Annotated in this window: 11 protein-coding genes and 2 tRNA genes; 9 read left to right on the forward strand and 4 right to left on the reverse strand. The window is 55.0% G+C overall.

Annotated features, from left to right (window positions below; translation table 11 throughout):
* Positions 1 to 287: 287 nt before the first annotated feature.
* Positions 288 to 1061 carry a C40 family peptidase gene (locus LDK53_RS08325; protein WP_025758332.1) on the forward strand — a complete coding sequence of 258 codons (774 nt, stop codon included), beginning with the start codon at positions 288 to 290 and terminating at the stop codon, positions 1059 to 1061.
* A 122-nt stretch (positions 1062 to 1183) separates the two neighbouring features.
* Positions 1184 to 1765 (forward strand): superoxide dismutase [Fe], encoded by a 582-nt coding sequence (sodB, locus tag LDK53_RS08330; RefSeq protein WP_095440796.1) that lies wholly within the window; start codon positions 1184 to 1186, stop codon positions 1763 to 1765.
* Between the two features lie 38 nt (positions 1766 to 1803).
* On the opposite strand, the gene LDK53_RS08335 is transcribed toward sodB, so the two are convergent.
* Together LDK53_RS08335 and LDK53_RS08340 are read right to left on the reverse strand one after the other, a co-directional pair.
* Complete coding sequence (locus LDK53_RS08335) at positions 1804 to 2970, reverse strand: MFS transporter (RefSeq protein WP_225285411.1); 1167 nt, start codon at positions 2968 to 2970, stop codon at positions 1804 to 1806.
* Between the two features lie 163 nt (positions 2971 to 3133).
* Complete coding sequence (locus LDK53_RS08340; RefSeq protein WP_225285413.1) at positions 3134 to 3223, reverse strand: YnhF family membrane protein; 90 nt, start codon at positions 3221 to 3223, stop codon at positions 3134 to 3136.
* Between the two features lie 297 nt (positions 3224 to 3520).
* On the opposite strand from LDK53_RS08340, the gene purR reads away from it, so the two are divergent.
* The gene (gene purR, locus LDK53_RS08345) at positions 3521 to 4546 is read left to right on the forward strand and encodes an HTH-type transcriptional repressor PurR (protein WP_014883552.1); all 1026 of its coding nucleotides are present in this window, start codon (positions 3521 to 3523) and stop codon (positions 4544 to 4546) included.
* 16 nt (positions 4547 to 4562) lie between these two features.
* Here purR and punR read toward each other — a convergent pair whose 3' ends face one another.
* A complete protein-coding gene (gene punR / locus LDK53_RS08350) occupies positions 4563 to 5474 on the reverse strand; it encodes a DNA-binding transcriptional activator PunR (protein WP_155031066.1) in 912 nt (303 codons plus the stop codon).
* 115 nt (positions 5475 to 5589) lie between these two features.
* Here punR and punC point away from each other — a divergent pair, with 115 nt between their 5' ends.
* Positions 5590 to 6789 (forward strand): purine nucleoside transporter PunC, encoded by a 1200-nt coding sequence (gene punC, locus LDK53_RS08355; RefSeq protein ID WP_225285417.1) that lies wholly within the window; start codon positions 5590 to 5592, stop codon positions 6787 to 6789.
* A 297-nt stretch (positions 6790 to 7086) separates the two neighbouring features.
* Positions 7087 to 8235 carry a cyclopropane fatty acyl phospholipid synthase gene (gene cfa, locus LDK53_RS08360; protein WP_047958380.1) on the forward strand — a complete coding sequence of 383 codons (1149 nt, stop codon included), beginning with the start codon at positions 7087 to 7089 and terminating at the stop codon, positions 8233 to 8235.
* 31 nt (positions 8236 to 8266) lie between these two features.
* Here cfa and LDK53_RS08365 read toward each other — a convergent pair whose 3' ends face one another.
* Positions 8267 to 8908, reverse strand: coding sequence for a riboflavin synthase (locus LDK53_RS08365; RefSeq protein ID WP_025758324.1), 642 nt, complete (start codon positions 8906 to 8908; stop codon positions 8267 to 8269).
* 226 nt (positions 8909 to 9134) lie between these two features.
* Between LDK53_RS08365 and mdtK the strand changes: the two genes are divergently transcribed.
* The 4 genes from mdtK (at position 9135) to LDK53_RS08385 (ending at position 12532) form a co-directional block, all read left to right on the forward strand.
* Entirely contained in the window at positions 9135 to 10508 is a 1374-nt protein-coding gene (mdtK, locus tag LDK53_RS08370; RefSeq protein WP_088244181.1) for an MdtK family multidrug efflux MATE transporter, read from the forward strand.
* A 153-nt stretch (positions 10509 to 10661) separates the two neighbouring features.
* A tRNA-Val gene (locus LDK53_RS08375) sits at positions 10662 to 10738 on the forward strand.
* A 4-nt stretch (positions 10739 to 10742) separates the two neighbouring features.
* Positions 10743 to 10819: transfer RNA gene (locus LDK53_RS08380), tRNA-Val, on the forward strand.
* A 117-nt stretch (positions 10820 to 10936) separates the two neighbouring features.
* On the forward strand, positions 10937 to 12532 hold the full coding sequence (locus tag LDK53_RS08385) for an FAD-NAD(P)-binding protein (RefSeq protein WP_225285420.1): 1596 nt from the start codon (positions 10937 to 10939) through the stop codon (positions 12530 to 12532).
* The last annotated feature ends 5 nt before the right edge of the window (positions 12533 to 12537 follow it).

Genomic DNA, 12537 nt, shown 5'->3' on the forward strand with positions numbered 1-12537 from the left:
TCAGACTGGCATCGGAAAATAACATTTTTGTCACGTTTATACATTGTACCCTGAGTCACGAAAAGTTGCATTCCAAATGGTGTTTACCCCTTCGGCCGTCAGGGTTTTGCTTAGGGGACGGACAAATGTGCGACAGAACGATGAATTTTTTTGCACTTGCTAACGAAACAGGCCTGGAGAGTGAAAAATGCTATTAACATTCTCTGTTTTTATGGATTAGAATCGACGGGCTTTGTAAATCACACGCGGGTATTATTGATGACCTGCATATATCAGGGGACTGCCCAGTGGCGCGGATAAATAAAATCTCGATCACGCTCTGTGCTTTACTGTTTACATCACTCACTTTCACGCCAGTGGCAAACGCCTCTCAGCAGGCGCGGCATTCTGCTGTACAAAAAAACCATCTGGTGAAAACCACAGAACGTAAGAAAAAAACCACCGCTAAGAACGACAAGAAAAAAACACCGGCTAACACGAAACAAACCGCTTCCAGCAAGACGAAAACCACCTCTTCCCGCACTGCCCGCACCGCCAAAAGCAAAGCCTCACAGACCGCCGCTAACCTCGTTACTGAAAAGTGCATCACGCGTAAAGGCCACAAAGCGAAATGTACAAAGGTCACGAAATTAGCAGAAGTGCATAAAGTGCGTGTTCAGAAAGCGCAAAAAACCGCAATGAACAAACTGATGGGTCAAATTGGCAAACCTTATCGCTGGGGTGGCACGTCGCCCCGTACCGGTTTTGACTGCAGCGGCCTCGTCTATTACGCCTATAAAGATCTGGTCAAGTTCCGTATACCCCGTACCGCCAATGAGATGTACCACCTGCGCGATGCCTCCCCGGTTAACCGTGGTGAGCTGGAAAACGGCGATCTGGTGTTCTTCCGCACTCAGGGCCGCGGCACCGCTGACCACGTCGGCGTTTATGTTGGCAACGGCAAATTCATCCAGTCGCCGCGTAGCGGCCAGGATATTCAGATCACCTCGCTCAGTGAAGACTACTGGGTTCGCCACTACGTCGGCGCCCGTCGCGTCATGACGCCGAAAACCATTCGCTAACCCCTGCCCTGCCACATCCGTGGCAGGGTAAGTTCCTCTTTTGCATAGCCTTTCAATTTGCTATTCTGTCCCTGTTGTCTGTGTGGTTATTGGCAACGCAAAATACAATAAGGAGAGAAGCAATGTCGTTCGAATTACCTGCACTACCGTATGCAAAAGACGCCCTGGCACCGCACATTTCTGCGGAAACCCTGGAATATCATTACGGCAAACATCACCAGACGTACGTCACCAACCTGAACAATCTGATCAAGGGCACCGATTACGAAGGCAAAACGCTGGAAGAGATTGTCCGCAGCTCAGAGGGTGGCGTATTTAACAACGCGGCCCAGGTGTGGAACCACACCTTCTACTGGCATTGCCTGGCGCCGAATGCGGGTGGCGAACCGGCTGGTGAACTGGCTGCCGCCATTAACGCCGCTTTCGGCAGCTTTGCAGATTTCAAAGCGAAGTTCACCGATGCCGCCATCAAGAACTTCGGTTCTGGCTGGACGTGGCTGGTCAAAGAGGCTGATGGCAAACTGGCTATCGTTTCCACCTCTAACGCGGGCACTCCGCTGACCACCAGCGCTAAACCGCTGATGACCGTGGACGTCTGGGAACACGCTTACTACATTGATTACCGTAACGCGCGTCCGAACTACCTGGAGCACTTCTGGGCACTGGTTAACTGGGAGTTTGTGGCGAAGAACTTCGCCGCGTAAGCAAGACGCAGAAGGGGCTCCCCTTCTGCGTTTTTTATTTACTCTGCAGCGCAGACTGCTTCTGGCTGTTTACGACCCGACATCATCACCAGCAGCAGGCCGAGCGCGGCAATAATCGCCCCCATCACCGGCACAAAGCTGTAGCCCAGCCCACCCGAAATCACCGCCCCTCCGGCTGCCGCCCCCAGCGCATTGCCCAGGTTGAAGGCACCAATATTGACTGAGGATGAAAGGCCCGGCGCTTCATGGGCGACGCGCATCACGCGCATCTGCAGCGGTGGTACCACGGCAAAGGTGGCAGCGCCCCAGACGACCATCGCAACGGCCGCCCCAAACTCATTACGTGCCAGCCACGGAATAGCAATCATGATGACGATCAGCAGGGTTAAGAAGCCCTTCAGCGTCCCGCTCACGGAGCGGTCGGCAAATTTACCACCCAGATAGTTGCCAATCGAGAAGCCCACGCCAATCAGTACCAGCATCGCGGTAATAAAGAGTGGCGTCGCGTGGGTGATGTCATGCAGCACCGGCGAAATATAGGTGTAGAGGGTAAACATCGCGCCTGCCCCCAGCACGGTGGTCAGCAGTGCGGAAAGCACCTGCGGGCGCATCAGCACCGACAGCTCCCTGCGCACGTCAGGACGTTCACCGGCACTGCCTTTTGGCAGAGAGAAGAATAACGCTACCATCGCGACCACGCCCAGCCCGGCCGTCGCCAGGAACGACATTCGCCAGCCAATCACTTCACCCAGCCAGGTAGCCGCAGGAACGCCGCCAATGTTGGCAATCGTTAGCCCCATAAACATGGTGGCTACGGCGCTCGCCTGCTTATGTTTTGGCACCACGCTTGCCGCTACAACTGAGCCCAGCCCAAAGAAGGCGCCGTGGTTAAGGCTGGTCAGAATGCGTGACAGCATCAGGGTGGTGTAGTCCGGCGAAATGGCGGAAAGCACGTTACCGAGGGTAAAGATCGCCATCAGGAAAATCAGCGCATTGCGACGCGCGCGGTGTGAAAGCAGCAGCGTCATCAGCGGAGCGCCTACCATCACGCCGATGGCGTAGGCGCTGATTAACATGCCTGCCGCAGGGATCGAGACGTCCACGCCGCGGGCGATAACAGGCAGTAACCCCATCGGGGAGAATTCAGTGGTGCCAATCCCAAAAGCGCCAATCGCCAGGGCCAGCAGGGGAAAATTGATTTTCATGCGTCAACTCCGGATGCCGTGTCATGTGGTGACACAGAACAAAGAAGCGCAAAGCATGACATCAATCACAAAAAATGAGAAGTTAACAAAATGGCAAAAGATTTTTGCCGTAGATGTAACAATCAGGCGCAGCCGCAGGGAGCGTGCGCTCCCTGCGCGTAAATCAGTGCAGCGCCGCCGTCAGGCCTGCGGCAACAATCAGCGCCAGCACAATAAAGGTGGTGAACAGCGAAAACTTCAGATCGGCACTCATCAATTTTTCTCCTTTTAATCCCCCCACGAAAAGTGAGCCTGCTCATTTTTGCACAGTTTACGTCAAAAATCTTCCTGGATTTAAACTGATAACCACTTTACCTCTTCCCCTTTTCATCAAGATAGGACAAAATTCCACGCTAAATTTATTAGCGTACCGGCCATTGACCCCCTCCTGACGTCCCGTGTCGTTTTCCCGGCGTGCCGCAATTCAAAATTGCGTGATAAGGGTGAGAGAAGGCAAACGTTTACCTTCAAGTTTTTCAGGAGCTTAGGATATGGTCTGGAGTGACATTTAATGGCAACAATTAAAGACGTAGCAAAACGCGCAAACGTTTCCACTACAACCGTATCACATGTAATTAACAAAACCCGCTTTGTGGCGGAAGAGACGCGCAACGCCGTCTGGGCGGCAATCAAAGAGCTGCACTACTCGCCAAGTGCGGTTGCGCGTAGCCTCAAGGTGAATCACACCAAGTCCATTGGCTTGCTGGCCACCAGCAGTGAAGCGGCCTATTTTGCCGAGATCATCGAGGCAGTAGAGAAAAACTGCTTCCAGAAAGGCTATACCCTGATTCTGGGCAACGCGTGGAATAGCATTGAAAAACAGCGCGCCTACCTGTCGATGATGGCGCAAAAGCGCGTGGATGGCCTGCTGGTAATGTGTTCCGAATACCCGGAATCCGTGCTGTCGATGCTGGAAGAGTATCGCCATATTCCCATGGTGGTGATGGACTGGGGTGAAGCGCGAGCAGATTTCACCGATTCCGTCATCGATAACGCCTTTGAAGGCGGCTATATGGCCGGTCGTTACCTGATCGAGCGCGGCCACCGTGAGATTGGCGTGATCCCGGGCCCTCTGGAGCGCAATACCGGCGCGGGCCGTCTGGCCGGTTTTATGAAAGCGATGGAAGAAGCGCTGATCACCGTACCGGAAAACTGGATCGTACAGGGAGACTTTGAGCCGGAATCAGGCTACCGCGCGATGCAGCAGATTGTCTCCCAGCAGCACCGCCCAACCGCTGTTTTCTGCGGGGGTGACATCATGGCGATGGGCGCGCTCTGCGCAGCCGATGAGCTGGGTCTGCGCGTACCGCAGGATATTTCGGTGATCGGGTATGATAACGTGCGTAACGCGCGCTTCTTTACCCCCGCGTTGACCACCATTCACCAGCCAAAAGATTCACTGGGTGAAACGGCTTTCAATATGCTGTTGGACAGGATCGTCAACAAGCGCGAAGAGTCGCAGTCCATTGAAGTTCATCCGCGTCTTATCGAACGCCGTTCCGTTGCGGATGGTCCGTTCCGCGACTATCGTCGTTAATTTTGTACGGGGCCAGCTATGCTGGCTCCCGTAACCATTCCCGGTTTAGCGTTTCGCTGTCTCCCAGATAATCCAGCAGCCAGGCCATGGCGGGCGAGACGTCATTTTGTTGCCAGGTGAGGCAGCAGGCCGCATCCGGGAAGGGATTCTCCAGCGTCAGTTCTACCCATTCTCCGGTATCGATTCTGGGGCGCGCAAAATGAGCGGGCACCATCGCGACGCACAGCCCGGCACTGAGGCACGTTGCTGACGATTCCCAGTCAGGTGCCACCACGCGCCGCTGGTTATCCAGCAGCCAGGTGATGCGCTTGGGTAATGAACGGGAGGTATCCTCCAGCACCAGCGATGGCCAGTTGCGCAGCGTATCGTCGCTCAGCCGCCCTTCCAGCGCCGCCAGGGGATGATCGCTGGCCACCACGCATTTCCAGCTCAGCATCCCCATATCACGAAAGGCGTAACGCCCCCCGACCGGGATCGCCTGTGTGGCCCCAATCGCCATCTCCACCCTTCCGTCCGCCAGCGCATCCCAGACGCCGTTGAATACCTCCTGTGAGACCCGCAGTTCGACATCGGAAAAATGTCGATAGAAATCCACGATCATTTGCCGGGTGCGTTCCGGCTTAACGATATTGTCCACCGCAATCGAAAGATGACCCCGCCAGCCATTTGCGATCTGCTGGCACTGTTCGCGGGTGATCTGCATTTTTTTGATAACAGAACGCCCTTCCTTCAAAAACCACGCCCCTGCGGGCGTTAATTCCACATCACGATGGCGCCGTTCAAACAGTGGAACCGCCAGCCACTCCTCAAGCTGACGCACCGTGTAGCTGATAGCCGACGGGACGCGGTGCAGTTCCTGCGCCGCACCGCTAAAACTGCCGTTACGCGCGACAGCATCGACCACTTCAAGAGAATAATCTGACCACATTTTCTGCCTGCAAAAAATTTGAATGCACCCGCCAAATATTAGCGTTTCACAAGCGGCTTTGCACTACATACACTCAGCGCCAACGTACACCTGCCTCCTTCAGGAGAAGAAAATAATGCAACCCAGGAAAGGTTTTTTAGTCTGGCTTGGCGGCTTAAGCGTGCTGGGCTTTTTGGCCACCGATATGTACCTGCCGGCTTTCGCCGCGATGCAGGAAGATTTGCAAACCCCTGCCGCGGCCATCAGCGCCAGCCTGAGTTTGTTCCTCGCCGGTTTTGCTTTCGCACAGCTGCTCTGGGGACCGCTCTCGGATCGCTTTGGACGTAAACCGGTATTACTGCTGGGCCTGGCGATTTTTGCCGTGGGCTGTCTGGGGATGCTCTGGGTCCGCGATGCCACCTGGCTGCTGGTGCTGCGCTTTATTCAGGCTGTGGGGGTCTGTGCCGCGGCCGTGACCTGGCAGGCGCTGGTCACCGACTACTATCCGGCTAACCGTACAAACCGTATTTTCGCCACCATTATGCCGCTGGTGGGTCTCTCACCTGCCCTCGCGCCGCTGCTGGGCAGCTGGATCCTTGCGCACTTTGACTGGCAGGCCATTTTTGCCACGCTGTTTGCCATCACGCTGGTACTGATGTTGCCGGCGTTCGCCCTCAAGCCTGCGCACAAAAAAGACGTGCATGCTGACGCAAAACCGATCACCTTCACCACCCTGCTGAGCGCCAAAGCGTATCGCGGTAATGTCCTGATCTATGCCGCCTGCTCGGCCAGCTTCTTCGCGTGGCTCACCGGGTCACCGTTTATTCTGCACGATATGGGCTACAGCCCGGCGGCTATCGGGCTTAGCTATGTTCCGCAAACCATCGCGTTCCTGGTGGGCGGGTACGGCTGCCGCGCAGCGCTGCAAAAATGGGAAGGTCAGCAGATGCTGCCATGGCTGCTGGTGCTGTATGCGTTGAGCGTTATTGGCACCTGGGCCGTTGGGTTTATCCCGGGTGCGGGCCTGGCAGAGATTTTGATGCCTTTCTGTGTCATGGCCGTCGCTAACGGGGCGATCTACCCGATTGTGGTGGCGCAGGCGCTCCGTCCCTTCCCACAAGCGACCGGTCGCGCCGCCGCGCTGCAGAGCACCCTGCAGCTGGGGCTGTGCTTCCTGGCAAGCCTGGTGGTCTCTGCGCTGATTGCCACGCCGCTGCTGACGACCACCAGCGTAATGCTGGTAACCGTTGCGCTGGCGGTGATGGGCTATCGCATGCAGGCCTCCGCCCAGCGTGAGCAGGATAACGGCGCTGGAGTGGAAACCTCACATGCCTGATTGCGCCGGATATCATGTTAATTTTCAGTAATTAGGTTGCTAACAATTTTCTGTTGAATCACCAAATTTTGAGGCCTATACTAAATTTGGTTCGATAAATACGATAATTATTATGCGTTAACGGGAGCCGGAGTGCTCCCGTTTTACCATGGAAGGCATTTCGGCAAGGGTTATCTCCCTTCCTCTGTTCTACGTCGGATACTAGCCTCGCGGTATTTACCGTGAGATTTCTCACAAACCAAAAAAAGCGTCTACGCTGTTTGAAGGTTCTGATCACATCAGGGTGATGGAGAAGCTATGAGTTCATCGTGTATAGAAGAAGTCAGCGTTCCGGACGACAACTGGTCCCGGATCGTCAGTGAACTGTTGGGTCGTGCAGGCATCACTATTAACGGATCTTCGCCATCCGATCCCCAGGTCAAACATCCCGACTTTTTTAAACGCGTATTGCGCGAGGGATCGTTAGGGCTGGGAGAAAGCTATATGGACGGCTGGTGGGAGTGTGAACGGCTGGATATCTTTTTCGCCAGCGTGTTGCGCGCCGGTCTGGAAAATCAACTACCCCGCAATCTCAAAGACACCCTGCGTGTTGCCTCTGCCCGACTGTTTAATCTGCAAAGTAAAAAACGCGCATGGATCGTCGGCAAAGAGCATTACGATCTGGGCAACGATCTGTTCAGCCGTATGCTGGACCCTTTCATGCAATACTCCTGCGCCTACTGGAAAGAGGCAACGACGCTTGAAGAGGCTCAGCAGGCCAAGCTGCGTCTGATCAGCGAGAAGCTTCAGTTACAGCCCGGTATGCGCGTACTGGATATCGGCTGCGGCTGGGGTGGGCTGGCCTGGTTTATGGCGAAACACTATGGCGTCAGCGTGGTGGGCGTGACGATTTCGGCCGAGCAGCAAAAAATGGCCCGGGAACGCTGCCAGGGTCTCGATGTGGATATCCGCCTGCAGGATTACCGTGACCTGAACGAACAATTTGACCGGATCGTCTCCGTGGGCATGTTCGAGCACGTAGGACCGAAAAACTACGACACCTACTTTGAGGTGGTGGACCGTAATTTACGACCGGATGGACTCTTCCTGCTGCATACCATCGGCTCTAAGCGGACCGACAATAACGTCGACCCGTGGATCAACAAGTACATCTTTCCGAATGGCTGTTTACCCTCCGTTCGCCAGATTGCCAACGCCAGTGAATCCCATTTCGTGATGGAAGACTGGCACAACTTTGGCGCGGATTACGACACCACGTTGATGGCGTGGCATGAACGTTTCCAGCAAGCGTGGCCGGAGATTGCGGACAACTATTCTGAACGATTCAAACGGATGTTTAGCTATTATCTGAATGCCTGCGCGGGCGCGTTTCGCGCACGGGATATTCAGCTCTGGCAGGTTGTCTTCAGCCGTGGCATTGAACACGGATTACGTGTCGCACGCTAAAAAAATAACCCCGGACAGCCGGGGTTATTTTTTATTCTTCTTCCGCCGCCTTTATTATTGCGGCTTCTTTTGCCGCCAGTACACGCTCAACCGTATCGACCACCGCCTGGGTTTGCGGATCGATTTCAATATTCACGCGCTGTCCCAGCTTTTTCGCCCCCAGCGTGGTGCGCTGCAGCGTTTCAGGAATTAAATGCACGCAAAAACGCGTTGGCGTCACTTCCCCCACCGTCAGACTAATCCCATCAATGCCAATAAATCCTTTATAGAGGATGTATTTCATTAATGACGGATCCTGCATTTTAAACCAGATTTGACGGTTATTTTCCGAGGTCACGATTTTCGCCACTTCAGCGGTGGTCATGATGTGTCCCGACATCAGATGGCCGCCAATCTCATCGCTGAACTTAGCCGCCCGCTCAACGTTGACGGTATCTCCCACCACCAGCTCGCCCAGGTTGGTGATGCGCAGCGTCTCTTTCATTAAATCAAAGCTAATCTGGTTGCCGTTAATTTCGGTAACGGTCAGACAACAGCCGTTATGGGCAATCGAGGCGCCGGTTTCGATGCCCTCCAGCATATATTCCGGCAGCTCAACAACATGAGTACGGAAATTCGGTTTTTCATCAATGGACACCACTTTGGCGATGCCCTGCACAATACCAGTAAACATGCTTACAACTCCTGTTTTTTCCGGACGGTGGTGACACCGTTTTAATCCCACCACAATAACAGTTGGAAAAACAGGTTGCCAGCGGAGCGCATTTTCTGGCGATTTTTTCACTAGATAAATAGCTAAAGCCCGCTACAATAGCTGGCACCCCCCTGCATTTTCTTCTTGCTGCCCGTTTCGGCGGCTTTTTTAGTCTCTCAAATAACTACAAAATAAAGGTGTTCACGTGCAGAAGTACATGAATGAAGCGCGCCAGTTATTGGCACTGGCTATACCAGTGATCATCGCGCAAGTGGCCCAGACCGCAATGGGATTTGTGGATACGGTAATGGCAGGTGGCTACAGCGCCACCGATATGGCGGCCGTTGCCATCGGCACGTCAATCTGGCTCCCGGCCATCCTGTTCGGCCACGGTCTGCTGCTCGCACTCACGCCGGTTATCGCTCAGCTCAATGGCTCGGGCCGTCGCGAACGCATTGCCCATCAGGTCCGCCAGGGCTTCTGGCTGGCAGGGTTTGTCTCGGTGCTGATTATGGTCGTGCTCTGGAACGCGGGCCATATCATCCGCGCGATGCATAACATTGACCCGGCACTTGCTGATAAAGCCGTAGGCTATCTGCGCGCCCTGCTCTGGGGCACGCCAGGCTACCTCTTTTTCCAGGTAGCGCGTAACCAGTGTGAAGGTCTGGCGAAAACCAAACCCGGCATGGTGATGGGCTTTATTGGGTTGCTGGTCAATATTCCGGTTAACTATGTCTTTATTTATGGTCATTTCGGGATGCCGGAGTTGGGCGGCGTTGGCTGCGGCGTGGCAACAGCTGCCGTTTACTGGGTGATGTTCTTGTCGATGCTCACCTTTGTAAAACGCGCCCGCTCAATGCGCGATATTCGTAACGAGAACCGGTTTAGCACCCCGGACTGGGGCATCATGACGCGTCTGGTGCAGTTAGGGTTACCGATTGCCCTGGCACTGTTCTTTGAGGTTACCCTGTTTGCCGTGGTCGCCCTGCTGGTCTCCCCGCTGGGCATTGTGAACGTGGCCGGGCACCAGATTGCGCTGAACTTCAGTTCCCTGATGTTCGTTCTGCCGATGTCACTGGCGGCAGCTGTGACGATCCGCGTGGGCTTCCGCCTGGGTCAGGGCTCGACGCTGGATGCGCAAACGGCCGCGCGCACCGGGCTTGGTGTCGGTGTCTGCATGGCGATCTGTACGGCGCTCTTCACCGTTGCACTGCGGGAGCAGATTGCCCTGCTCTATAACGACAATCCGGAAGTGGTCGCTCTGGCATCACACCTGATGCTGCTGGCGGCGATATACCAGATCTCTGACTCCATCCAGGTGATTGGCAGCGGCGTGCTGCGTGGGTATAAAGACACGCGTTCGATCTTCTTTATCACCTTCATCGCCTACTGGGTGTTAGGTCTGCCATGTGGTTATATCCTGGCCCTGACCGATCTGGTTGTGGAACGTATGGGGCCTGCAGGGTTCTGGATGGGCTTTATCATCGGCCTGACGTCGGCGGCTGTCATGATGATGATGCGGATGCGCTTCCTGCAGCGCCAGCCATCCACCATCATTTTGCAACGCGCTGCACGTTAAATACGCAGTAGCCGCCTGCTGGCGGCTACTTTCTCTTCACTTTGCGCGGTAATGAAGCAATCGCGTGAAATCAGAGAGAAAAATGCATTTTCCCTCTTGCCTCATTGGTGCTGTGCCGCTAATATTCGTCCCCGTTGTCACCGACAACACGTTGCGTTCATAGCTCAGTTGGTTAGAGCACCACCTTGACATGGTGGGGGTCGTTGGTTCGAGTCCAATTGAACGCACCATTCTGCGTCCGTAGCTCAGTTGGTTAGAGCACCACCTTGACATGGTGGGGGTCGGTGGTTCGAGTCCACTCGGACGCACCATTTCAGTCCTGAAATGGTGCAAATCCTCTTCTGATACCCTGAATTTTCCTAATCCCTTATTTTCATCACTGTTCTCCTGCTACGCTTTTCTCATGGAAAAAATGAGGAAAACCGTCGATGAAAAAAATCGCCATTATCGGTTCCGGCCCTACAGGGATTTATACCTTTTACGCACTTATTAAAAACCCGCAGCCGCTTTCGGTCTCGGTCTTTGAACAGGCTGATGAAGCGGGCGTAGGGATGCCCTATAACGACGACGATAACTCGCGTCTGATGCTGGCAAACATCGCGAGCATTGAGATCCCCCCTCTGTTTATGACCTACCTGGACTGGCTTAAGGAGCAGAGCGACGACCATCTGGCGCGCTTTAAGGTGGATAAAGCCCGGTTGCATGACCGGCAGTTTCTGCCGCGGATCCTGCTGGGGGAATATTTTCGCGACAGCTTTCGGACAATCGTTAATGAGGCTACAAAACTGGGGTTCCAGGTGGATATCCATGAATCTTCCCGGGTGACCGACGTTATTCCCTCGACGACTGGCGTCACGCTTTGCGTCAACGATAAGGCGTTTCCCGAACGCTTCGATCTCGCGGTGATCGCCACCGGTCACGTCTGGCCGGACGAGGACGAGGCCACGCGCGCATTCTTCCCAAGTCCGTGGTCCGGTCTGATGGACGCCAGCATTCCACCGTGCCGCGTCGGCATTATGGGAACATCGTTAAGCGGCCTTGATGCGGCCATGGCGGTGGTGATGCAGCATGGCGCGTTTCGCGACGATAAATTCGTGCTGGATCAAGGCAGTGAAGCATTAAACATCGTCCTGATGTCCCGGACGGGCATTCTGCCAGAAGCCGATTTTTACTGCCCTATTCCTTACGAGCCGCTGTCGGTATTGACCGAATTCAGGGTTGAAACCGAGATCGGCAAAGGGCCGGATGGCCTGCTTGACCGCATCTTTGCGCTGATGGTCAACGAACTGGAGCTCGCCGATCCGGCGTGGTGCGAGAAAATGTCGCTGCATAAGCTAGATGCGGACAGCATTCGTGATGCCTGGTTTGAGGATCGAAAACGGCACGACCCCTTTACCTGGGCGGAAGAGAATCTCAACGAGGTTGAGCGCAACAAACGTGAACGGCGCACCGTGGCCTGGCGCTATACCGTGCTTCGGCTGCATGAGGTGGTTCAGGAGATTGTCCCCCACCTTAATGAGCAGGACACTCAGCGCTTCAAAGCAGGGCTGGCCCGGGTGTTTATCGACAACTATGCCGCCATCCCTCCGCAGTCTATTCGCCGGCTGCTTGCGCTGCGCGAGGCCGGCATCATTAGCGTGGCAGCGCTCGGCGACGACTACACCCTTGACGCAGGCAGCGACCAGACGGTGATCACCACACAAGAGCGCGTGTATCGTTTCGACGTGTTTATTGACGCACGCGGACAAAAGCCGCTCAAAACGAAAGACCTGCCCTTCCCGACGCTGCGCAAACAGCTGCAGGCAACGGGCGATGAGATACCCGATATTGGCGAAGATTACACCCTGAAAGCGCCTGACTCGGTGCGCGGGAAAATCGCTTTCGGCGCGATACCGTGGCTAATGCACGATCATCCCTTCGTTCAGGGACTGGCAGAGTGCGCAGAGATTGCGGAGGCGATGGCGAAAGCGGCAGAGAAGCCCGCGTCAGGATTGCGGCGGAGATTACCGTACAATGAGAGCTGACAGGG

It is taken from the genome of Enterobacter sp. K16B (assembly GCF_020216105.1).
Taxonomy (GTDB): Bacteria; Pseudomonadota; Gammaproteobacteria; order Enterobacterales; family Enterobacteriaceae; genus Enterobacter; species Enterobacter sichuanensis.